The 22,671-nt window shown below is 69.4% G+C and carries 19 protein-coding genes; 6 read left to right on the top strand and 13 right to left on the bottom strand.

Features of this window, described 5'->3' with window-relative positions:
* Window positions 1–34 precede the first annotated feature (34 nt).
* Both L1Z78_RS04840 and L1Z78_RS04835 read right to left on the bottom strand, forming a co-directional pair.
* Complete coding sequence (locus tag L1Z78_RS04840) at window positions 35–1,312, bottom strand: PLP-dependent aminotransferase family protein (RefSeq protein WP_234640424.1); 1,278 nt, start codon at window positions 1,310–1,312, stop codon at window positions 35–37.
* A gap of 89 nt (window positions 1,313–1,401) precedes the next feature.
* Window positions 1,402–2,817, bottom strand: coding sequence for a VOC family protein (locus L1Z78_RS04835; protein WP_234640423.1), 1,416 nt, complete (start codon window positions 2,815–2,817; stop codon window positions 1,402–1,404).
* A 160-nt stretch (window positions 2,818–2,977) separates the two neighbouring features.
* Here L1Z78_RS04835 and L1Z78_RS04830 point away from each other — a divergent pair, with 160 nt between their 5' ends.
* From L1Z78_RS04830 to L1Z78_RS04820, 3 genes are all read left to right on the top strand, one after another.
* Window positions 2,978–3,901: a LysR family transcriptional regulator gene (locus L1Z78_RS04830; RefSeq protein WP_234640422.1), complete on the top strand. Its 924-nt coding sequence runs from the start codon at window positions 2,978–2,980 to the stop codon at window positions 3,899–3,901.
* Window positions 3,902–4,365: 464 nt separating this feature from the next.
* Window positions 4,366–5,709, top strand: coding sequence for an MFS transporter (locus tag L1Z78_RS04825; protein ID WP_234640421.1), 1,344 nt, complete (start codon window positions 4,366–4,368; stop codon window positions 5,707–5,709).
* Window positions 5,710–5,751: 42 nt separating this feature from the next.
* The gene (locus L1Z78_RS04820; RefSeq protein WP_234640420.1) at window positions 5,752–5,943 is read left to right on the top strand and encodes a hypothetical protein; all 192 of its coding nucleotides are present in this window, start codon (window positions 5,752–5,754) and stop codon (window positions 5,941–5,943) included.
* On the opposite strand, the gene L1Z78_RS04815 is transcribed toward L1Z78_RS04820, so the two are convergent.
* The 7 genes from L1Z78_RS04815 to L1Z78_RS04785 are packed head-to-tail and all read right to left on the bottom strand — an operon-like array spanning window position 5,940 to window position 14,115.
* Window positions 5,940–6,863 (bottom strand): CobW family GTP-binding protein, encoded by a 924-nt coding sequence (locus L1Z78_RS04815; protein ID WP_234640419.1) that lies wholly within the window; start codon window positions 6,861–6,863, stop codon window positions 5,940–5,942. The genes L1Z78_RS04820 and L1Z78_RS04815 overlap by 4 nt on opposite strands.
* Complete coding sequence (locus tag L1Z78_RS04810) at window positions 6,860–8,524, bottom strand: amidohydrolase (RefSeq protein ID WP_234640418.1); 1,665 nt, start codon at window positions 8,522–8,524, stop codon at window positions 6,860–6,862. The genes L1Z78_RS04815 and L1Z78_RS04810 overlap by 4 nt, the downstream gene beginning before the upstream one ends.
* A gap of 18 nt (window positions 8,525–8,542) precedes the next feature.
* Entirely contained in the window at window positions 8,543–9,565 is a 1,023-nt protein-coding gene (locus L1Z78_RS04805) for an ABC transporter ATP-binding protein (RefSeq protein WP_234640417.1), read from the bottom strand.
* Window positions 9,562–10,593: an ABC transporter ATP-binding protein gene (locus tag L1Z78_RS04800; RefSeq protein WP_234640416.1), complete on the bottom strand. Its 1,032-nt coding sequence runs from the start codon at window positions 10,591–10,593 to the stop codon at window positions 9,562–9,564. Before L1Z78_RS04800 ends, L1Z78_RS04805 begins: the two co-directional genes overlap by 4 nt.
* Window positions 10,593–11,495, bottom strand: a complete 903-nt coding sequence (locus L1Z78_RS04795) for an ABC transporter permease (protein ID WP_234640415.1) — start codon at window positions 11,493–11,495, stop codon at window positions 10,593–10,595. The genes L1Z78_RS04800 and L1Z78_RS04795 overlap by 1 nt, the downstream gene beginning before the upstream one ends.
* A 5-nt stretch (window positions 11,496–11,500) precedes the next feature.
* Window positions 11,501–12,478, bottom strand: coding sequence for an ABC transporter permease (locus tag L1Z78_RS04790; protein ID WP_234640414.1), 978 nt, complete (start codon window positions 12,476–12,478; stop codon window positions 11,501–11,503).
* Window positions 12,479–12,495: 17 nt separating this feature from the next.
* Window positions 12,496–14,115: an ABC transporter substrate-binding protein gene (locus L1Z78_RS04785; protein ID WP_234640413.1), complete on the bottom strand. Its 1,620-nt coding sequence runs from the start codon at window positions 14,113–14,115 to the stop codon at window positions 12,496–12,498.
* A gap of 230 nt (window positions 14,116–14,345) precedes the next feature.
* Between L1Z78_RS04785 and L1Z78_RS04780 the strand changes: the two genes are divergently transcribed.
* Entirely contained in the window at window positions 14,346–15,872 is a 1,527-nt protein-coding gene (locus L1Z78_RS04780; RefSeq protein WP_234640412.1) for a PLP-dependent aminotransferase family protein, read from the top strand.
* On the opposite strand, the gene L1Z78_RS04775 is transcribed toward L1Z78_RS04780, so the two are convergent.
* The 3 genes from L1Z78_RS04775 to tal all read right to left on the bottom strand — a co-directional run bounded on the left by L1Z78_RS04775 (window position 15,857) and on the right by tal (window position 19,517).
* Entirely contained in the window at window positions 15,857–16,756 is a 900-nt protein-coding gene (locus L1Z78_RS04775; protein WP_234640411.1) for a transporter substrate-binding domain-containing protein, read from the bottom strand. The two genes, L1Z78_RS04780 and L1Z78_RS04775, sit on opposite strands and share 16 nt — an antisense overlap.
* A gap of 180 nt (window positions 16,757–16,936) precedes the next feature.
* On the bottom strand, window positions 16,937–18,559 hold the full coding sequence (gene pgi / locus L1Z78_RS04770; protein WP_234640410.1) for a glucose-6-phosphate isomerase: 1,623 nt from the start codon (window positions 18,557–18,559) through the stop codon (window positions 16,937–16,939).
* Window positions 18,560–18,563: 4 nt separating this feature from the next.
* Complete coding sequence (gene tal, locus L1Z78_RS04765) at window positions 18,564–19,517, bottom strand: transaldolase (RefSeq protein ID WP_234640409.1); 954 nt, start codon at window positions 19,515–19,517, stop codon at window positions 18,564–18,566.
* Between the two features lie 201 nt (window positions 19,518–19,718).
* Here tal and L1Z78_RS04760 point away from each other — a divergent pair, with 201 nt between their 5' ends.
* Window positions 19,719–20,564: a MurR/RpiR family transcriptional regulator gene (locus tag L1Z78_RS04760; RefSeq protein WP_234640408.1), complete on the top strand. Its 846-nt coding sequence runs from the start codon at window positions 19,719–19,721 to the stop codon at window positions 20,562–20,564.
* A 17-nt stretch (window positions 20,565–20,581) separates the two neighbouring features.
* Here the strand turns inward: L1Z78_RS04760 and fabF are convergent, their stop codons facing one another.
* Entirely contained in the window at window positions 20,582–21,868 is a 1,287-nt protein-coding gene (fabF, locus tag L1Z78_RS04755) for a beta-ketoacyl-ACP synthase II (protein WP_234640407.1), read from the bottom strand.
* A 198-nt stretch (window positions 21,869–22,066) separates the two neighbouring features.
* Here fabF and L1Z78_RS04750 point away from each other — a divergent pair, with 198 nt between their 5' ends.
* Window positions 22,067–22,669, top strand: a complete 603-nt coding sequence (locus L1Z78_RS04750; RefSeq protein ID WP_234640406.1) for a TetR/AcrR family transcriptional regulator — start codon at window positions 22,067–22,069, stop codon at window positions 22,667–22,669.
* Window positions 22,670–22,671: the final 2 nt, after the last annotated feature.

Below are 22,671 nucleotides of genomic sequence, written 5' to 3'. Positions count from 1 at the left end.
TCGGGCGGCCTTTTTCATGGGACGGCGGCTTGCTTCAGCCGATGGCCTGGCGCCAGGCGCGGCCCAGGCGCGCCACGGCCTCGGTGATCTGAGGCACCGTGGGCGCCGCGTACGACAGGCGCATGCACAGGCCGGCCTGCTGCTGCACATCGGCCGGGAAGAAGGCCTTGCCCGGCACATAGAGCACGCCCTGCTCCACGGCCGCCGTGAACAGTGCGCGGGCCAGGGCCTCGGGCTCGCCCATGTGCCCCTGCGGCGGCAGCAGTTGCGCCCAGACGAACATGCCGCCCGCGGGCCGCACGAAACGGATCTGCGTGCCCAGCGCCGACTGCATGCCCGAGCACAGCGCGTCCATGCGCGCCGCGTACTCGGCGCAGGCCTTGGCGAGCTGGGGCGCATAGCGGCCCGAGCGCAGGTAATGGGCAGCGATCAGTTGCGCCAGTGGCGAGGTGCACAGGTCGGCCGTCTGCTTGGCGATGGTGCAGCGGCGCAGCAGCTGGGCGTCGGCCAGCATCCAGCCGATGCGCAGCGCAGGCGCCACGGTCTTGGACAGGCTGGACAGGTAGACCACCGGGTTGGCTGCCGCGCCGCATTGCGCAAGCCCTGTCTCGTGGATCGACGGTTCGCGCTGCCCGCCAAAGCGCAGCTCGCCATAGGGGTCGTCCTCGACGATGGCAAAGCCGTATTGCTGCGCCAGCGCCACCAGGGCCGCGCGACGCGCCGCCGGCAGCAGGGTGCCGCCCGGATTGGAGAAGTTGGGCACCGTGTAGAGCAGCTTGGGGCGGCGCGCATGCGGCCATTGCGCCAGCAGCCGGGCCAGGGCCTCGGTGTCCAGGCCCTGGTCATCCGTGGGCACGGCCACGACCTGGGCCTGGGCCAGCTTGAGCGTCTGCAGCGTGGCCGGGTAGGCGGGCACCTCGACCAGCACCGGGTCGCCCGGCTCGACCAGCACCTTGACCAGCAGGTCGAAGGCCTGCTGCGAACCCGTGGTCACGATCATGTCGGCCGGCGAACAGGCGATGCCGCGCGTGGCGCACAGCGCGGCCAGCGCCTCGCGCAGCGGCAGCTGGCCTTCGCTGGCACCGTATTGCAGGCTGGCGGCCGCGTCCTGCTGCAGCGCCGCCATGGCCGCCTGCTGCAGGCCTTCGGCGTCGAACAGGCTGGGCGACGGGTAGCCGCCGGCCAGCGACAGCATGCCGGGACGGCTCAGATAGGGGAACAGCTCGCGGATCGGCGAGCCTTCGGGCTGGGCGAACAGCGGATTGAACAGATGGGCGGTGGGCGAGGAAACGCCCGGGTCTGCGGTGCTCATGGAAGCCTCTTGCAAAAGACAAGGGGCGCACGCGCGGCACCAGGCCTGCGCATGCGCCCCGGGGAACGGAAAGGATGCGGCCCGGGTGCTCAGGCGGCCGTTCGGATGGCCTGGGCGCGCAGCGCGCCGCGCAACTGGTCGATCGAATGCTGCCGGGCCTGCTCGTACAGCGCGATCTCGTCATGCACGCGCGCGCCCAGGTCGGCCTCGAAGGCCTGCTGGGCGGCATTGGCCGCGTACTTCTTCTGTTCCTCGCCCCCCAGGTTGGACTGGAAGATGCCGGCCGCGCTCACGGGCAGGAAGTCCTCGTAGATGATGGGTTCGGCATGGACCAGTCCCCGGCTGACCAGGGCGTCGAGGTCCGATGCCGCCGCCGCCGCGGCTTCGCCGCCGGCCAGGGCCGCGCCCGCTTCGCTCAGGGCGAAGCGGTAGAAGGCCAGGTCCTCGCGGCGCAGCTGTTCGTGGGTGTCGGGAAAGGCCTCGAAGGCCTGTGCCAGGCGGCTTGCGTAGTCGGGCGCGGCGCTGCCGGCGCTGCCCATGTCGCGCACCTGGGCCAGCAATTGGTCGTAGAGTGCGCGGCCCTTGCGCGTCAGCGCCACGCCGCGCTGCTCGATCTCGCCGAAGCGCGCGGTGTGGGAGCCGCCGCCAGCGGCATCGCCCGCGAAGCGCACGGTTTCCTTGAGCGCCTTGAAGCTGGTCTGGCGCAGCAGGATGGGGCAGGCGCGGCGCGGCGGGCCCTCGACCACGTCCTTGGCGTCCATGCCGCGCACGGGCATGGCGGACTGGGCGGCGTCGATGTCCAGCGTGCGCGGGGTCAGATGGTTGATGTGCGGGCCCTTGAAGCAGACCACGTCGGCGATCAGGCGGTGGGCCTTGTGCAGGGCCTCGTAGGTGGCCGCATCCACCGTGGACTCGCTGTGCCAGCGGAAGGTCTCCAGCGCCTCGCGCACGAACTCGTCGGCCTCGGCATCGTCCAGGCCGCCGGCCGCCTCGGCCTGGGCGATCAGCGCCAGCGCGCGTTCGGTGAAGATGCCGCGGCGCGCCAGGATGGCGGCCGCCTGGGCACGCAACGCCTCGTCGGCGATCAGGTCCAGGCGCAGCAGCGAGGTGAAGACGCGGAAGGGATTGGCCAGCAGCGCCGCATCGGCGACGGGGCGAAAGGCGGTGGAATGCACCGGCACGCCGGCCACCGACAGGTCGTAATAGCCCACGGGCTCCATGCCCATGACGGCGAACAGGCGGCGCAGCATGGACAGCTCGGCGGCCGTGCCCACGCGGATGGCGCCGTGGCGCTCCACGCCCAGGCGGGCCAGCTCGCCCGCACGCTGCATCTGCACGCGCATGGCGGGATCCGCCTGCAGCGTGCGTTCATTGATGTCGGCCACCAGGTCGATCAGCGTGCCGTACTGCGGCACCTCCTTGCGGTACATCTCGGACATGGCGCTGGAAAAGCGCGCACGGATCTCATCGGAAGGCACGAAGGCGTGGACAGGCGTAGTGGACATGGTGATCGTGGGATGGGTGGTAGGGCCAGTAGCGGCCCCGCGGCAGAGTGGATTCCTGGCATGCATGCTAGGTCTGCGCCTTGAGCCCGGTCAAACGATAATCAGGCCCATAGGTCATTCCCAAACAGAATGCCCCCACCCACGATCGCCCCTCCCCGCCATGCTGCTGTCCCGCCGATTCCTGCCCCCCATGTCCCTGCTGTGCGCCTTCGAGGCAGCGGCCCGGCACCAGAGCTTCACGGCGGCCGCGGCCGAGCTGCACCTGACGCAAAGCGCCGTGAGCCGCCAGATCCGCGCACTGGAGGAACGGCTGGAGGCCGAACTCTTCGTGCGCGAGCGCCAGACCGTGCGCCTGAGCCCGGCCGGCCAGGCCTATGCGCAGGAGATCCGCGGCGCGCTGACGCGCATCTCCACCGCCACGCTGGGCTTTCGCGCCAACCCGCGCGGCGGCAGCCTGAACCTGGCCATCCTGCCCACCTTCGGCACGCGCTGGCTGGCGCCGCGCCTGCCGCAGTTCTTCAGCGCCCACCCGGGCATCACCATCAACCTCACCACGCGCCTGTCGCAGTTCGACTTCCAGCTCGAAGCCGTGGATGCCGCCATCCACTTCGGCCTGCCGCACTGGCCCGGCGCCGAGCTGGCCTTTCTGATGAGCGAGACCGTGGTGCCCGCCTGCAGCCCCGCGCTGGCCGCCCAGCATGGCTTTTCCCAGCCCCAGGACCTGTTGCGCGCCCCGCTGCTGCACCTGGCCTCGCGCCCCGACGCCTGGCAGCGCTGGCTGTCGGAGCACCAGGTGGCACTGCTCGAAGGCCAGGGCATGCTGTTCGACCAGTTCGCCACCGCCGCGCAGGCCGCCATCGCGGGGGTGGGCGTGGCCCTGCTGCCGCGTTTCCTGATAGCGCGCGAACTCGCCCAGGGCGACCTGGTGCGCGCCCTGCCCCACCTGCCCGAGATGGAAAGCGCCGAGCGCTACTACCTGGCCTGGCCCACCAGCCGTGGCAACTACCCGCCGCTGCAAAGCTTCCGGGACTGGCTGCAGCAGGCGGCCCAGGACTTCATGGGCGACAGCGCGCAAGGCCGATGATCCGAAAGAAACATAAAGACAGCAGGGTGACCGCCCACGGGGATGGACATCCCCTGCACCGACGGCCTCTGTGATGCAGATGCCGCAGGGCCGGCTCACGTTGATGTGAGGTCACGAAGCTGCATGCCAGCCCGCCAATCGCGGCGCGGCGCATCCGTGCCTGTCACCTCCTCGGGAAAGCCCCAGCTCAAACCCTTGTTTTAGCTATTTTCAATCGAGCAGCCATTTACGTACATTGAATCACATTCAGTACACGTAATAACCGGACGCTTCGCCCGGCCCCACGGAGAACGGCAGATGAAGGCAGCTCGGTGGTCTTTGGCCATGGCGTTCGCAACGCCTGCGCCCGCGCGGACGGTCCCCGGTGTCGGCCTGACGGTGCATGGCCGGCTGGATGCATCGGTCGACACCATTCGTCAACGCCCCTGCCCCAGATGGGCTTTCCCCTCTCACAGGAAGATGCCATGACCGACATTCGACAAGGCCTGGACGCTGCACCGATGGGCGCGTTCCGCTGGGCCGCCATTGGCGTGTGCATGCTGCTGAACATGATCGATGGTTTTGACGTGCTCGTGATGGCCTTCACGGCCTCCGCCGTATCGGCCGAATGGACACTGACGGGGTCACAGCTGGGGGTGCTGCTCAGCGCCGGCCTGTTTGGCATGGCAGCGGGCTCACTGTTCGTCGCCCCTTGGGCCGACAAGGTGGGCCGCAGGCCCGTGACGCTCGGATGCCTGCTGCTGAGCGGCACCACCATGGTGCTGGCAGCGGGCGCGCGAACCTACGTGGAACTGGCTGCCATGCGCGCGCTGACGGGCATCGGTATCGGAGGAATACTCGCGTGCAGCAACGTGATCGCCAGCGAGTACGCCTCGGCGCGCTGGCGCAGCCTTGCGGTGAGCCTGCAGTCCACAGGCTATGCGCTGGGCGCCACGCTGGGTGGAATGATCGCCGTATGGCTGCTTTCCGCACATGGCTGGCGGTCAGTCTTCCTGTTTGGCGGCATTGCCACGCTCGCAGCCATTCCCGCCGTCCTCTGGCGGCTGCCGGAGTCGCTGGACTTTCTGCTGACGCGGCAGCCGGCCCGCGCTCTCGATCGCATCAACGCACTGGCAAGGCGCAGCCGCCTGCCGGCCATTGCGGCACTGCCGCCACTCAGGCCGCAGGCGGGCACGCATGCAGGCGTGCGTACGCTGCTCACCCCACGGCTGCAACGCCCCACATTGCTGGTCTGGCTTTCATTTTTCCTGGTCCTGTTCGGCTTTCACTTCGTGATGAACTGGACGCCCAAGCTGCTGGTCTCTGCGGGCATGACACAGCAGCAAGGTGTCAGCAGCGGTGTGTTGCTGAGCGTGGGCGGCATCGTGGGAACGGTGGTGCTGGGAGCCCTGTCTGCCCGCTTCGCGGTGCACCGGGTACTGGCGGTATTCATGATCGTGACAGCCGGGCTGTTGAGCATCTTCGTCATGCAGGCCGCGGACGCCGCCATGGCCTTCATGATCGCGTTCTCCATCGGCATCTTCCTCAATGCCTGCGTCGCCGGCCTGTATGTGATCGCCCCCCTCGTATACGACACGTCCGTAAGAGCCACCGGCGTCGGATGGGGCATAGGCATCGGCCGCATCGGCTCCATCATGTCGCCGCTGGTGGCCGGCGTACTCATAGACAAGGGCCTCCAGCCTGCGCAACTCTATGTCGGCTTCGGCATGGCTTTCGTGCTTGCGGCCGTGGTGGTACTGCTGCATCGGATCCGCAGCCCGCGCGAAACGCTCCCGCAGGCCGCCGACGCAGCCACGGCCAACCATTGAGTGCCGTGCGATCACCGGCCGGTCACGGCGTGCCACCGACAAATGGACCAGATCCACACCGCAAGCCCGGCCAGACGCGTGGGCAGCGGAGGCATGCCGCAGGTGCATCCATCCAAGGCCCTCTGCGAGCGCACTGCCGCGCAGTATGCCGGCTCCGGCAGCTACATCCGGGGCCGCGACTGGCAGGCCCTGGTCCGCCTGCTGGACCGCGAACAGCCCGAATACCGGACCTAGCAGGCCACCAGGCCTTCCAGCGCCGCCACCGGCAGCCGCCCGGCCAGCCCGATGGCCACGATGGCCGCCCCGGCAGCCGGTGGCGAGGCAGGCCGCAGCCGGCCGCTTCGGCCGGCGAACTGCAACTCGCTCCATTGGTTCGCCCCCGTGCGCACCACGCCCTTGAGCCGCAGCACGCCTTGCGGCACCGACGCCAGCCAGCGGCGCAAGGCGGCTTCGGGCAGCACGCCTTCGGGCTGGCAGCACCATGTCTCGAACTGCCGGCCATGCGAGCCACGCAGGGCCTTGCCGCCCCAGGAGGCCGCGCGCGCGCCGCGCAGCAAGGCCGCGCCGCTGAGCAGCTCCACCGGCACCTGTGCCTCGCGGGCCTCGCAGTGCCGCGCGGCCGGCGCATGGGCGGCTATCCAGCCATGCACCCGCTCCAGGGCAGGCGCATCGGCCAGATCGGTCTTGTTGACGATGAGCAGGTCGGCGCGGGCCACCTGGCGCTGCAGCGTGTCGGCCAGCAGCGGATCGGCGGCCTGGAAGGCCAAGGCGGCCGCATCGACGACCACGACGACGCCATCCAGCGACAGCGCCTGGTCGGCCAGGCCCAGCTGGGCGATGCGCCAGGGGTCGGAGACGCCGCTGGCCTCGATCACAACGCCATCGAAGCGTTCGCGCTGCCGCAGCACCGTGATCAGTGCCATGGACAGGTCATCGCCGATCTGGCAGCAGACGCAGCCATTGGTCAGCGCGATGGTGTCGCCGCCATGGCTCTCGATCAGCCCTGCATCGATGTGAAGCGCGCCGAAGTCGTTGACCAGCACCGCCAGCCGCTGGCCACCGGCATGGCGCAGCCAGTGGTTGAGCAAGGTGGTCTTTCCGGCGCCCAGAAAGCCCCCGATGACCGTGAGGGGCAGCCGCTCGTGCACCGTCATGCCGCCTTGAAAACGCGGCCGGACAGCACTGTGCCCCAGACCCTGAGGTCCTTGAGCACCATGGGGTCCAGGGACAGGGGATCGTCCTCCAGCACGCAGAAGTCGGCCCGCTTGCCGCATTCGATGCTGCCGATCTCGTGGTCCATGCGCAGCGTCCAGGCCGCGCCCAGCGTGACGGCATGCAGGGCCTGGGCCACGGTGAGGCGTTCGGACTCGCCCAGCACGCGGCCCTGGGGCGTGAGGCGGTGCACGGCGCACCAGGCGGTGAACAGCGGGCCCAGCGGCGTGACGGGCGCGTCCGAATGGATGGCCAGCGGCACGCCGGCCGCCAGCGCGCTGGCGCAGGCGTCCAGCCGCAGGGCCCGGTCGGGGCCCATGGTCATCTCGTAGTGCTGGTCGCCCCAGTACCAGAGGTGGTTGGTGAACAGGTTGGCGCACAGGCCCAGCGCCGCCATGCGGCGAAACAGTGGCGCGTCGATCATCTGGCCATGCTGCAGGGTGTGGCGGTGGTCGGGCCGGGGTGCCCGCGACAGCACGCGGGCGATGGCAGCTATGGCCACCTCGCTGGCCTCGTCGCCATTGGTGTGGGTGTGGATGAGCAGGCCGGCGCGGTGGTAGGTCTCGAAGTCGGCCTCGTACTGCGCGGGCGCCGTGACCCAGATGCCGTTGGGCGCGCCGTTGTAGTGGCCGGGCCAGCGCAGCCGCGCCGAAAAACCCTGGATGGAACCGTCCAGCATCATCTTGACCAGGCCGTAGCGCAGCCGGTCGGTGTTGCGCGCCATCAGCGCGCGCACATGCTCGGCGCCGGCCTGGGCCCCATGCGTGCCATGGAAGGCCTGGAAGGCGGGCAGGATGCGGATGGGCACCTGGTCGTCGGCCAGCGCCGCCTCCAGCACGCCGCAGTCCTGCGCGGTGAGCTTGTTGACCAGGTCGGTGGCCGTGGTCACGCCCTGGCGGCAGGCCAGGCGCGCGAAGGAGCGCACGCCGTCCTCGGTCATGGGCGCCAGCAGGCCGGCATCGCCGACCTTGCGCAGCACCAGGAACATGGCGGCCGGCTCCTGCAGTTCGCCCGTGGGTTCGCCGGCGCGCGCGTGGCCGTCCGGGAAGCGCACCACGCCCTCGACCTCATTGTCGCGCGTGATCTCGGCCAGGCGCAGCATGGCGCTGTTGATGTTCATCAGGTGGCCGTTGGCGTGGGAGATCACGATGGGCCGCGTGGCGCTGGCGCGGTCCAGGTGCTCCACCGTCATGCGCTCGCCGCCGAAGTAGATGGGGTCGAACCCCCAGGCGATCAGCGGCTGCGCGGCCGGCAGGCCCTGGGCATCCATGCGCGCCGCCACCTCGGCCAGGCGGTCCACCACGGCCTGCATGGAGCGCAGGCCGGCCCAGAGCTTGCCGTCGGGATCGCGCCGGTCGAACCAGCCCGTGTACGTCCACTGCCACATGCTGCCTTCCTTGAGGTGGCAATGGCCCTCGACCAGGCCGGGCAGCAGCACCTGGTCCGCGAAGCGCTCGTCGATGCGGCACTCGCCCCAGGCCGTGCAGCGCGCCAGGTCCCCGACAGCGAGGATGCGCCCGTCGCGCACGGCCACGTGCGTGGCCTCGGGCTGCATGGGATTCATGGTGATGATCTTGCGGGCGACGTAGACGGTGATGGTCATGGACAGGAAGCTCCTCGTTCAGAAAGACAGCGGCGCGCGCGGCACGCCGTCGACCTGGCCCACGCGGATGCAGCGCACCCAGTGGCCCGGCGCGGCCTCGCGCAGCGGTGGCGCCTGGGCCGCGCAGGCCGGCACGGCCACGGGGCAACGGCCCGCGAAGCGGCAGCCCGGCGGCGGATCGATGGGGCTGGGCGGATCACCGGCCAGCCGGATGCGCCGCGCCGCGCGCTCGCGCCCGCCGCGCACCGTGGGCACGGCCGACATCAGCGCCACGCTGTAGGGGTGCAGCGGCCGTGCGAAGAAGGCCTGGCGTGGCGCGCGCTCCACGATCTGGCCCAGGTACATGACGGCGATGTCGTCGCAGATGTGCTCGACCACGGCCATGTCGTGCGAGATGAACAGGTAGCTCAGGCCCAGCTCGCGCTGCAGCCGCGCCAGCAGGTTGAGGATCTGGGCGCGGATGGCGATGTCCAGCGCCGACACGGGCTCGTCGCAGACCACCAGCTCGGGCCGCGTGGCCAGGGCGCGCGCGATGTTGATGCGCTGGCGCTGCCCGCCCGAGAACTGGTGCGGGAACAGCTGGCGCTGTTCGGGCCGCAGGCCCACCTGGCTGAACAGCTCGGCCACGCGCGCCTCGCGCTCGGCCGGCGTGCCCACGCCCATCAGCTCCAGCGGTGCGCGCACCGCATCGCCCGCGCGCTGGCGCGGATTCAGCGAGGAGAACGGGTCCTGGAACACGATCTGCATGCGCCGGCGCGCCTGGCGCAGGGCCTCGCCGGACAGCGCGGCCAGGTCGGTGTCGCCCAGCTGCATGCGGCCCGCCGTCACGGGCGCCAGCCGCATCACGGCCAGCGCCGTCGTGGTCTTGCCCGACCCCGACTCGCCCACCAGCGCCAGCGTGCTGCCGCGCCGCAGGCTCAGGGAGACGCCGTCCACAGCCCTGACCACCTCGGGAGGGCGAAACAGGCCCTTGCCAGGGCGCGGAAAGTGGACTTGCAGGTCGTCCACCTGCAAAAGGATGTCGTCCATGCGGGCGTTCATGCCAGTGCCTCCGCGTCGGCGCGCGCGGCGGGCTCGGTGGCGTGCAGCCAGCAGGCCACGCCATGGCCGACCTCGCCCAGCGCGATCAGCGGCGGCACTTCGTCCGTGCAGCGCGGCAGGGCCTCGCGGCAGCGCGCACGAAAGGCGCAGCCGCTGCCCAGCTCCCAGATCGAGGGCACGACGCCGGGGATCTCGGGCAGCTCGGTGCGCCCGCCTGCCTGGCTGCTGCCCAGCTCGGGCAGGCAGGCGATCAGGCCGCGCGTGTAGGGGTGGGCCGGTGCCGACAGCACCTGCTCGCAGCGGCCCTGCTCGATCACGCGGCCCGCGTACATGACCATGACGCGGTCGGCCATCTCGGCCACGGCCCCCATGTCATGCGTGATCAGCACGATGGCCGTGCCCTTTTCGCGCTGCAGTTCGCGCAGCAGGTCGAAGATCTGCGCCTGCACGGTCACGTCCAGCGCCGTGGTGGGCTCGTCGGCGATCAGGATGTCGGGCCGGCAGGCCAGGGCCATGGCGATCATCACGCGCTGGCGCATGCCGCCCGACAGCTGGTGCGGGTACTCGTGCGCGCGCCGCTCGGGCGCCGGGATGCCGACCTGCCGCAGCATGTCCACCGCGCGCGCATGCGCCGCCGCCGCGTCCAGCCCCGCATGCAGGCGCAGCGATTCGGCGATCTGCGCGCCCACGGTGAACACGGGGTTCAGCGAGGTCATGGGCTCCTGGAAGATCATGGAGATGCGGTTGCCGCGCACCTGGCGCATGCGCGCTTCGCTGGCCGCCAGCAGATCCTCGCCCAGGAGGCGCACCTGCCCGCCCGCGATGCGACCCGGCGGCGAGGGAATGAGGCGCAGCAGCGCCAGCGCCGTCATGCTCTTGCCGCAGCCGGATTCGCCGACCACGCACAGGGTCTCGCCCGCGCGCAGATCGAAATCCACGCCGTTGAGCACCGTGGCCTGGCCGCGCCGGCCCTGGAAGGCCACGCGCAGGCCGCTGACCTGCAGCAGGGGGGGGATATCGTGGTCCATCAGCGCTCCCTCAGCTTGGGATTGAGTGCGTCGTTGAGCCCGTCGCCGATCAGGCTGACGGCCAGCACGGTGACGAAGATGGCGGCACCGGGAAAAGCCACGGCCCACCAGCAGGACAGCAGGTACTGGCGGGCCGACCCGATCATCAGGCCCCAGCTCATCTGGTTGGGGTCACCCAGGCCCAGGAAGGACAGTCCGGCCTCGAACAGGATGGCCGCGCCCACAGCCAGCGTGGCCGAGACCACCAGCGGCGGCAGCGCATTGGGCAGGATCACCTTCCAGAGGATGCGGCTGTGGCGCGCGCCGATGGCACGTTCGGCGCGCACGAACTCCAGCTGCCGGATGCGCAGGAACTCGGCACGCGTCAGCCGCGCCGTGGCCGGCCAGCTGACGCTGCCGATGGCCAGCGTGACCGTGGCCAGCGAGGGCGAGAACAGCGTGACCACCACCATGGCGAACAGCAGCGCCGGCAGCACCTGGAAGAACTCGGTCACGCGCATCAGCAGCGCATCGACGCGGCCGCCGTAGTAGCCGGCCAGCGCCCCCAGCGTCACGCCGATGCACACCGACAGCAGGGCCGCGAAGGCGCCCACCATCAGCGTGGCCCGCCCGCCGTGGACGATGCCCGTGAGCACGTCGCGCCCCATCTGGTCGCTGCCCAGCCAGGCCTCGGCGCTGAACGGCGGGGTCTGGGGCATGGTGCGGATCTCGAACGGGTCCGCAGGCCAGATCCAGGGGCCGGCGATGGCCACCAGCAGCACGATGAGCAGCATGGCCATGCCGGCAATGGCCGAGGGGTTGCGCAGGAACATGCGCAGGGCCTCGCGGGCCGGGTGTTCACCCAGGGCCGGCAGCGGCGTGCCCGCCTGCGGTGCGGAAAGCGGAGGGGCGATGGCATGCATGGTGTTCAGGCCGCCTTGATGCGGGGATCGATGAGCCGGTAGCACAGGTCGGTGACGAGGTTCATCACGACCACGACGATGGCGGAGAACAGCAGCACGCCCAGGAGGGTCGGATAGTCGCGCCGCAGCACCGAGTCGAAGGCCAGCCGGCCCAGGCCCGGCCAGTTGAAGACCGTCTCCACGATGATGGCGCCGGCCATGACGTTGCCGAACTGCAGGCCCAGCATGGTCACCACGGGCAGCAGCGCGTTGCGCAGCGCATGGCGGTAGAGCACGGCCTGTTCGGCCAGACCCTTGGCACGCGCCGTGCGGATGTAGTCCGCGCCCAGCACGTCCAGCATGGACGCGCGCGACAGCCGGCTGTACTGCGCCAGGTAGACCAGGGCCAGCGTCAGCGCGGGCAGCACCAGGTGCCGCGCCACGTCCAGCAGGTCGGCCAGTCCGCCGCCGCCCGCCGCATCGGCCGAGCGCATGCCCGACACCGGCAGGATGGGCCACCAGGAAGCGAAGACCAGCACCAGCAGCATGCCGGTCCAGAACACGGGCGCCGCAAAGCCCACCAGTGACAGCACGGTGATGCACTGCGACAGCAGGCCGTTGGGCCGGCGCGAGGACAGCACGCCCAGCAGCGTGCCCACCACGAAGGCCGCGAGCACGGCGGCCAGCACCAGCAGCAAGGTGGCAGGCACGCGCTCGGCAATCATCTGCGCCACCGGCAGGTTGAAAAAGTAGGAGTAGCCCAGATCCCCGCTGGCCACGCGCGCCAGGTAGATGCCCAGCTGCACGGGCAACGGCCGGTCCAGCCCGTAGCGTGTGCGCAGCTCGGCCATGAGCTCGGGCTCCATGCCGCCGCTGGCGCCGGCAATGGTCTCCACGGGATCGCCGGGCGCCGCATGCACCAGCATGAAGTTCAGTACCACCACGGTCAGCACCAGCGCCAGGCCCTGCAGCAGCCGCTTGAGGAGTATGCGAATAAAAGCCATGGACTGCACCTCCCCGACTACTTCAGAAAGATCTCGTCATAGGGCGAGGCTGGCCCCCAGATCGTGGTCGGCAGGTTGCCCACGTTCTTGCGCGCGGCAGTGTGATAGGGCGAGTTGTTGATGAAGATCACCGGCAGCTCGTCCGTCACGGTCTTCTGGAAGGCCGCATAGAGCTTCTTGCGCTCGGCCGTGTCCAGCGTGCTGCTGGCCGTGTTCAGCAGCTCGTCCACCTGGGGATTGCGGTAGGACTGGGTATTGGTCCAGACCACGGGCTTGATGTTGGTGGACAGGTAGCTGCGGTGCACGCCGATGACCGGGTCGCCCCAGTTGAAGACCGTGTCCATGGACAGATCGAACTCGTGCGTGGCCAGCCGCCTGGCCCAGGCCGGAAAGTCGGCCGAGGCGCGCACCTCCACCGCCACGCCCACCTTCTTGAGCTGGGCGCGCACATACTCGGCCACGTTCTTTTGCTGCTCGTCCACGCCGGGCAGGTAGTCGATGGTGATCTTGAAGCGCTCGCCATTGGTGCCGGGCTTGAGGCCTGCCTCGTCCAGCAGCGCGGCGGACTTCTTGAGGTCCGGCGGATAGCGCACCAGGTCGGTGGCGGCAAAGGGGCTGCCGGCCACCAGCGGCCCGTCGGCCACGGTGGCAAAGCCGCCCATCAGCGCCTTGGTGATGAAGTTCTTGTCGATGGCATGGGCAATGGCCTTGCGCACGCGCACATCGTCCAGCGGCTTCCTGGCGGTGTTGATGGCCAGCCAGTTGAGCGAGCCTATGCCCTCGAAGCCCTTGCTGGTCAGCGTGATCTGGGGGTTGGCGGCCAGGCGCCTGAGATCCATCGACAGCGACACATAGGGCACCATCTGCACATCACCCCGCTCCAGGCTCAGCAGCAGGCTGGAGGAGTCGGGAACGATGTGGAAGACCAGCTTGTCCAGATAGGGCCGGCCGGGTAGGAAGAACTTGTCGAAGCGCTCCATCACGATGCGCTGGCCCGCGCGGAACTCGGTCAGCTTGAACGGCCCCGAGCCCACCACGTCGGCGCTGTTGCGCGCATGGGTCTTGAGGTCGGCACCATCGCCATAGATGTGCTTGGGCAGTATGGGCGCCAGCGCCGGGCTCATGGCCAGCAGGATGGCCGGATGCGGCGCGTTCATGCGGATGATGGCCGTGTAGGGGTCGGGCGTGTCCACCTTCTCCACGGGCCCCAGCATGGTCTGGAACGGATGGTTGGCCTTGATGGCCATGATGGAGAAGGCCACGTCGGCCGAGGTGATGGGCTTGCCGTCGTGGAACACGGCATTCCTGCGCAGGTTCAGGGTCAGCGACTTGCCGTCCTCGGCCAGCTTCCAGGATTCGGCCAGGTAGGGCTGGGGCTTCCACTGGTCATCGAAGCGCAGCGGGCTGGCGAACAGCTGGGTGGAAGGCATGGCCGTGGCAATGCCCGATTGCACGGCGCCGTTCAGGTGCCGTGGCACCTGGGTGCTGCCCACGACCAGGGTGCCGCCGCGCCTGGACTCCTGCGCTTGCAGCGGCGTGGCCGCCAGGGTCGCCAGCGCGCCGGCAAGGGCCAGGGCGCCCAGGGCGCGGTATCGGAGCGTGGTGCGGAAAGTGGTGCGGAAAGTGGTGCGGAACATGGCCCCTCCCTCGTTGGATCGCAGGGCCGCGCGGATCGCGGCGTGCAAACCAGAATACGCAACAAGGGCCCGTGCAGCAGGGGCCACAGCCGCCCCGACGTAGGAGCCAGAGGCCCGGTGTTTACCCGCGCCGGCCGGCCCCATGCCTTTACTTGCCTGCACCCGGACCGCAACATGGCGCGGACCTTGCATCCGCTCCCGAGATCGCCCCCGACTGCCCGCGCCGCGCCATGAGTTCACCGCTTGCTTCCGACCCACGCCACCAGTGGTCCCGCCTGTTCGTGCTGCCCGAGCAGCCCGGCCTGCCGCTCAAGGACAGGCTGCGCCTGGCCCTGGTCCGGCCCATCCTCGAAGGGCGCCTGCCGCCGGGCGCGCCCATGCCGCCCTCGCGCGAGCTGTCACGCCTGATGGCGGTGTCGCGCAACACCGTGACCACGGTCTACGAGCAATTGGTGGACGAGGGCTTTCTCCAGTCCCGCCCGCGCAGCGGTGTCTTCGTGGCCCGGGACTCGCGCCTGGCCGGCGTGGACAGGACACTGGCCGTGCCGGCGCCGGGCCCGGACGGGCCGGCGCCGGACTGGGCCCTGCGCGTGCTGCGCTCGCTCACGGACAGGCACACGCTGTCCAAGCCGCAGCAGTGGCACGAGTACCCCTATCCCTTCGTCTACGGCATGCACGACCCCGCGCTGTTTCCCACCGAGGGCTTCCGGGAATGCTGCACGCGCAGCCTGGCGCGCGCCCAGATGCCGCACTGGACGCCGGACTTCGAGACCGACGACGTGCCCGACCTGATCGAGCAGATCCGCCTGCGGCTGCTGCCCCGGCGCGGCGTGTTCGCGCTGCGCGAGGAAATCCTGGTGACCGTGGGCGCCCAGCAGGCCTTCTACCTGCTGGCCGATGCCCTGCTGGATCCGTCCCGGCGCATGGGCTTCGAGGAGCCCGGCCATCCCCATGCGCGCAATACCTTCTCGCTGCGCCGCCCGCACTGGGTGCCCGTGGCCGTGGATGGGGAAGGCGTGGTGGTGGACGGCCTGCCGGCCCTGGACTACCTGTTCGTCACCCCGTCGCACCAGAGCCCGACCACGGTGACGCTGAGCCTGCGGCGGCGCGAGCAGCTGCTGCGCCGCGCGGAGCGGGACGATTTCGTGATCATCGAGGATGACTACGAGGCCGAGAACCTCTACCAGGGCACGCCCATGCCCGCGCTCAAGAGCCTGGACAAGAGCGGTCGCGTGATCTATGTGGGCTCGCTGTCCAAGAGCCTGTCGCCCGCGCTGCGGCTGGGCTACATCGTCGCGCCGCGCGCGCTCATCGACGAGCTGCGCGTGCTGCGCCACGCCATGGTGCGCCATCCCAGCGCCTTCCTGCAGCACACCTACGCGCTGTTCCTGTCGCTGGGGCACCACGAGACCCATGCGCGGCGCGTGAACCAGGCCATGCAGGAGCGCGTGGCCCAGGTGGAGCGTTCGCTGCGCGCGCATCTGCCGGACTTCCACTCCCGCCAGCCCCAGGGTGGCGCCTCACTGTGGGTGCAGGCGCCGGCATGGCTCGATGCCGATGCACTGGCCGCCGTGGCGCGCCGCCATGGCGTGCTGATCGAGGCAGGCAGCGCGTTCTTTGCGACGCCGCGCCAGCCCTGCCCCTTTTTCCGGCTGCGCCTGTCGTCCATTGCCACCGATCAGATCGATGCCGGCATCCAGGCGCTGGCGCGGGCGGTAATGGAGCTGGACTCAGCCCGCAATCACTGCTGCGCGTAGGATTCCAGCGGCTTGTCGTTGGGCTTTTGCAGCAGCTGCTTGAGCATGTCGCTCATGGGCAGGTTCAGCGGGGCATTCTTGGGCGGAATGGGCTGCACGAACCACTTGTCGTAGATCTTCGCCACTTCGCCCGAGGCCATCATGCCCACCAGCACATCGTCCACGGCCTTCTTGAAGGCGGGGTCGTCCCGGCGGAACAGGATGGCGATGGGCTCGGAGCCCAGCACCTCGCCCACGATCTTGTAGCCCGCGGGGTTCTTGGAGTTGGCGATCACGCCGGCCAGCAGGTTGTCGTCCAGCACGAAGGCATCGGCGCGGCCGGACTCCAGCATCAGGAAGCTCTCGAAATGGTCCTTGCCCAGCGAGGTGGGCAGATTCACGCCATTGTCGCGCCCGTACTTGCGCAGCAGCTGCACGGCGGTCGTGCCGGCCGAGGCCGCCACGGGCTTGCCGTCGAGCTGCTTGAAGGAGGTGATGCCCGAGTCCGCGCGCACGGCCATGCGCACCTGGCTCACGTAGGTGGTCACGGCAAAGGCCACCTGCTTTTGGCGCGCAAGGTTGTTGGTGGTCGGGCCGCAGCCGATGTCCACAGTGCCGTTCTGCACCAGGGGCATGGTGTTCTGCGAGGTCAGGGCCATGTACTCGATCTTCGCCTTGGGCACGATCTGGGCCAGCACCTTCTCGCACAGTTCCACGTGGTAGCCCACGTACTTCTGCGTGGTGCCGAAGGCATAGGCCATGGGCGCCGAGCTTTCGCGCACGCCCATCACCACCTTGCCTGTGCTCTGGATCTTGTCCAGCGTGCCGGCCGGTTCCTGCGCATGGGCGGCGCCGGATGCAGCCAACACACATGCCATTGCCACATGGGCCATTACGAATCGCATCGAGGGGTCTCCTTGGATAGTTGTTGCAGGTCTGGACGGCATCGGCAGCATGCGCAGCGGACCGCCGTCAAGTCGCTTGCATCAACTATCGAGCAATCAGCCAGCCCTGCATAACGATGAAATGGAAGAAGGTCATGCCCCCGTCACATGACCCCGCACCCCAGTGGTGCGCCAGCGGCATCATTCGGCGGCCGATCCCGCCGCGAGCCGGTGCATCAGCGCGCGCGTGGACGCATCGACACCCAGCCAGTCGCCGCTGTCCTGGCGCGCATGCAGCTGGCGCGCCAGATGCTTGCCCAGCTCCACGCCCCACTGGTCGAAGCTGTTGATGCCCCAGACGGCGCCGGCCGAGAACACGCGGTGCTCGTACAGCGCGATCAGCGCGCCCAGCGAGGCCGGGTCCAGCTGCTGCAGCAGCAGGAAGCTGCTCGGACGGTTGCCCGCGCAGTGGCGCTCCGCGCCCTCGCCATGGCGGCCTTCCATGAGGGCCTGGGCCTGGGCGATGGCATTGACCACCAGGCTCTGGTGGTGCGCGCCCAGGTACTTGCCGCCATCGCGCAGCGCGATGAACTCCACGGGGATCACGTCCTGGCCCTGGTGCAGCATCTGGAAGAAGGCGTGCTGGCCGTTGGTGCCCGGCTCGCCCCAGATCACGGGCGCCGTGCGCACGGGCAGGGTCTGCCCATGGCGCGTCACGCCCTTGCCGTTGCTCTCCATCTCCAGCTGCTGCAGGTAGGCCGTCAGGCGCCGCAGGCCATGGCTGTAGGGCGCGATGCAGCGGCTGGAGAAATCGCAGAAATCGCGGTACCAGACGTCGAGCAGGCCCAGGCGCAGCGGCAGATTGGCCTGCGCCGCGCTGGAAAAGAAATGCGCGTCCATCGCATGCGCCCCGTCCAGCAGCGCGCGGAACTGCGCGGCGCCGATGGCGATGGCCACGGGCAGGCCGATGGCCGACCACAGGGAAAAACGTCCGCCCACCCAGTCCCAGAACCCCAGCGTGCGCCGGATGCCGAAGTCGGCGGCGGCCTGCACGTTGGTGGTGAGCGCCACGAAATGCCGGTCGATGGCGCATGCGGCCTGCGGGTCCTCGCTGCCGCCTTCCTCCAGGAACCAGCGGCGCGCCGAGTGCGCATTGAGCATGGTCTCGGCCGTGGTGAAGGATTTGGAGGCGATCAGGAACAGCGTGCTGTGCGGCCGCACGCGGCGCAGCACATGGCCCAGTTCATGGCCATCGACATTGGAGACGAAATGGAAGTTCTTGCCCGCATCGACCCAGTCCTCCAGCGCGTTGACCACCACCTCGGGCCCCAGGTGGGAGCCGCCGATGCCGATGTTGACGATGTCGGTGATGCCCTGGTCGCCGCGCACCTGCTCAGCCAGGGCCAGCATGGCATCCAGCGTCTCATGGACCTGGGCCAGCGCCTCGCGCATGGCCGGCTGCCATTGCTGCACGGTGGCGCAATGGCGCAACTGGCCACCATCACGCGGCATGCGCAGCAGCCAGTGCATGGCGGCGCGGCCCTCGGTGCAGTTGACGGCCTCGCCGGCCAGCATGGCATCGCGCTGCGCCAGCACGCCGGCCTGCTGCGCCAGATCGCGCAGCAGTTCCTCGGTGCGCCCCGTCCAGAGATTCTTGGACAGGTCGGCGAACACGTGGGGCGCCTGCTGGCTCAGGGCATCCAGCCGGCCTGCGTCGGCGGCAAAGGCGCCGCACAGGTCCAGCGACCGGATCTCGTCATGGAAATGGTCTTGGAGTGCCGACCAGGCCGGCAGGCTGTTACACAGAACGGGCAAGATCTTCATCCAATCAATCGGCGGCCTGGCCCATCAAGGTTTCGAGCTTTCGCGTGTCGGCGGCAAAGGCGCGGATGCCCTCGGCCAGCTTCTCGGTCGCCATGGCATCCTCGTTGAGCGCCAGGCGGAAACCCGCCTCGTCGTAGTGCACGGGGTCCAGCGGCAGGGTGCGTGCCGCCTCGGCATCGAGGGCGCGCACGACGGGTGCATCGCTGGCCCCCAGCTGGGCCAGCAGCTCGGGAGCGATGGTCAGCAGGTCGCAGCCCGCCAGCGCCACGATCTGGCCCGTGTTGCGAAAGCTCGCGCCCATGACCTCGGTGGCGATGCCGAAGTGCTTGTAGTGCTCGTAGATGGCGCGCACGGAACGCACGCCCGGGTCGTTGGCGCCGGCCATGGCGGCCTCGTCCCACTGGGTACCGGCCTGCTTCTTGTACCAGTCGTAGATGCGGCCCACGAAGGGCGAGATCAGTTGCACCTTGGCCTGCCCGCAGGCCACGGCCTGGCAGAACGAGAACAGCAGCGTGAGATTGGTATGGATGCCGCGCAGCTCCAGCTGGCGCGCCGCCTCGATGCCCTCCCAGGTGGAGGCGATCTTGATGAGCACGCGGTCGATGTGCACGCCTTCGGCCTGGTACAGCTCGATCAGGCGCTCGGCACGCGCCACGGTGGCCGAGGTATTGAAGGACAGGCGTGCATCGACTTCGGTGGAGACGCGGCCCGGAATGGTGTTCAGGATCTCGCAGCCGAAGCGCACCAGCATGCGGTCCATGACCTCGTCGAGGCCGCGGCCCTTGTACTGGGCCACGGTGGCGCGCATCAGCGGCGCGTACTCGGGCTTTTGCACGGCCTTGAGGATCAGCGAGGGATTGGTGGTCGCATCCTGCGGCTGGAACCGGGCCAGCTGATGGAAGTCGCCGGTATCGGCCACCACGGTCGTGTACTGTCGAAGCGCGTCAAGCTGGTTCATGGCTCATCCTTTGGACTCGGTTCCCGGCTGATAAAACGGCATCGCACCGCTTCGGTGCGAATCCTCCCGCAAATCTTCCGAGTGTATGCGCCCGCATGGTTTCCATCTGCTTCACGAAAGTAAGCAGAGGCTGCGACTCATGCAAAATGCGCATTGGCCGCCCTTTCACCGACACGCCAAAGAACTCTTCCCACCGACTACATGCTGGACCGCATCACCGCCTCGCTGCCCTCGCTTGCTCCCGCCGAACAACGCGTGGCCCGCCTGGTGCTGGCCGATCCCAGGGCCTTTGCGCGGCAGCCGGTGCGTGAGCTGGCCGAGCGCGCCCATGTCAGCAAGCCGACGGTGGTGCGCTTTTGCCGCAGCATGGGCTATGACGGCCTGGCCGACTTCAAGCTCAAGCTGGCAGGCAGCGTCAGCGAAGGCGTGCCCTTCATCCACCGCAGCGTGGACAGCGACGACAAGACCAGCGACGTGATGGTCAAGGTGGTGGACAACGCCGTGGCCGCCTTCCTGCAATACCGCAACGCCGCCAGCACCACGGCCATCGAGCAGGCGGCCCAGGCCATTGCATCGACCTGGCAGACCGGCCGGCGCATCGAGTTCTATGGTGCCGGCAATTCAGGCATCGTGGCCCAGGATGCGCAGCACAAGTTCTTCCGCCTGGGCGTGACCAGCCTGGCCACCAGCGACGGCCACATGCAGGTGATGAGCGCCACCCTGCTGGGCCCGGGCGACTGCGCGGTGATCATCTCCAACTCGGGCCGCACGCGCGACCTCATGGATGCGGCCGACATCGCGCGCAAGAACGGCGCCACCACCATCGCCATCACGGCCAGCGGCTCGCCCCTGGCCTCGGCCTGCCACATCCACCTGGCGGCCGACCACCCCGAGGGCTACGACCGCTACAGCCCCATGGTGTCGCGCCTGCTGCACCTGCTGGTCATCGACGTGCTGGCCACCTGCGTGGCCCTGCGCATAGGCCCGGCGCTGCAGCCCTCGCTGGAGCAGATGAAGAACAATCTGCGCGCCAAGCGCTACACCTGACACGCCGACTCCCGCGCTCAGCCCTGCCAGCGCCTGAGCACCAGCGAGGCGTTGACGCCGCCGAAGCCGAAACCGTTGACCAGGGCATGCTCCATGGCCCAGGGCCTTGCCGCGCCGGCAATCAGGTCCAGCCCCTGGGCCAGGGGATCGGGCTCCACCAGGTTGCGCGTGGCCGGCGCCATCTGGTCGCGCAGCGCCAGCACCGTGAAGATGGCCGCCACCGCGCCCGCCGCGCCCAGCAGATGACCTGTCGCCGATTTCGTGGAACTGATGGCCACACCGCTGCCCTCGCCGAACAGCGCGCGCATGGCCGCCAGCTCGCCGCGATCGCCCACGGGCGTGGACGTGGCATGGGCATTGAGGTACTGCAGCTGCGCAGGGGCCAGACCGGCCATGGCCAGGGCCAGGGCCATGCTGCGGTGCGCACCGTCGCCATCTTCGGGACCCGAGGTGATGTGATAGGCATCGGCACTCGTGCCATAGCCCACCACCTCCGCCAGCGGCGTGGCGCCACGCGCAAGCGCATGCTCCAACCCTTCCAGCACCAGGGCGCCCGCGCCCTCGCCCATCACGAAGCCGTCGCGGCCTGCGTCGAAGGGGCGCGAGGCCTCCTCGGGCCGGCCGTTGTAGCCCGTGGACAGCGCCTTGGCCGCCGCGAAGGCCCCCAGGCTCACGCGGTCGATGGCCGCCTCGGTACCGCCGCACAGCGCCACGTCGGCCTCGCCCGAACGGATCAGCCGCAGGCCGTCGCCCACGGCCTGCACGCTGGCCGCGCAGGCCGTGACGGGAGCACCCAGCGGCCCCTTGAGCCCATGGCGTATCGAGACGTGGCCGGCGGCGAGGTTGACGAGAAAGGACGGCACCGTGAAGGGCGACAGGCGCGACACACCCCGGCTGTCCGTGGTGCGCACCGCCTGGGCGATGGCTCCGAAGCCGCCAATGCCCGAAGCGATGATGCAGGCCGTGCGCGTACGCTCCTGCTCGCTGGCCGGCTGCCAGCCGGCCTGGGCCAGCGCCTGGTCCGAGGCATCGAGCGCCAGCGGAATGAAGCGGTCCATCTTGCGCTGGTCCTTGGCCGAGACCACGGCATCGATGTCCCAGCCGCCTTCAGGATCCCGGGGCAGATCGGGCACCTGGCCAGCCACCTGCGCGGCGACATCCGGTGCCAGGCCCTCCGGCAGGCGGCTCAGGCCGGACGCGCCGGCCAGCAGGCGGCGCCAGGACAGCTCGGCACCCCGGCCCAGGGGCGAGACCATGCCCATGCCCGTGATGACCACGCGACGAGACAGGCTGGCCGCGCTCATGGGCGCCTCCCGAAGATGCATGTGGAGAGCGAGGCGCGCGCAGGACGCGGACCGCTTGGCATGGGGCAGGCATTCATCGGATCTTCCCTGTAGAGTGCGCAATCCCCGCCAGGTACGCCCTGGCGGGGATCACATTTATGATGATGATCGTCATCATAAACATGTTTTGATGATGATCACAATCATTGGACGATAACCATGAAAGTCTCCAAAGCCCAGGCCGCGCAGAACCGGCAGGACATTCTCGAAGCCGCCTCGCGGCTGTACCGCGAACACGGGCTGGACGGTGTGGGCGTGGCCGAGGTCACGCGCGGCGCGGGGCTGACGCACGGCGGCCTCTATCGCCATTTCGAATCCAAGGACGCCCTGGTCCGAGAGGCCTGCGCGCGCGCCTTCGACTGGTCCATCGCACCGCTGGATGGACTGCAGGACACGGAACAAGGCAGTCTCGCCGCCCGCGTGCAGTCCTACCTCTCTCCCCAGCACCGGGACAGCCCCGGCAGCGGCTGCCCCGCGGCCGCGCTGGCCGTGGATGTGGCGCGGGCAGGAGCCGACCTGTCGGCCGTGTTCGCGGAAGGGGTGGAGCGCAACATCGTGCGTTTTGCACGCGTGATCGGCGGACTTGACGACAGCCAGGCACCGGATGGAGCACTGCGTGCCCAGTCCATGGCCATGCTCAGCAGCATGGTCGGCGCCCTGGTACTGGCGCGCGCCACGGCAGCGGCCAATCCGGCGCTGTCCGACGAAATACTGGCAACGGTGAGCGCACGCCTGCTCGCCCGGGAACAGCCCGACGGCTAGAC

The sequence above is a fragment of the Delftia tsuruhatensis genome (assembly GCF_903815225.1).
In the GTDB taxonomy this organism is placed as follows: Bacteria; Pseudomonadota; Gammaproteobacteria; order Burkholderiales; family Burkholderiaceae_C; genus Comamonas; species Comamonas tsuruhatensis_A.
Note: the sequence above shows the minus strand (reverse complement) of the source record. Positions and strands in the feature narration are given on the sequence as shown.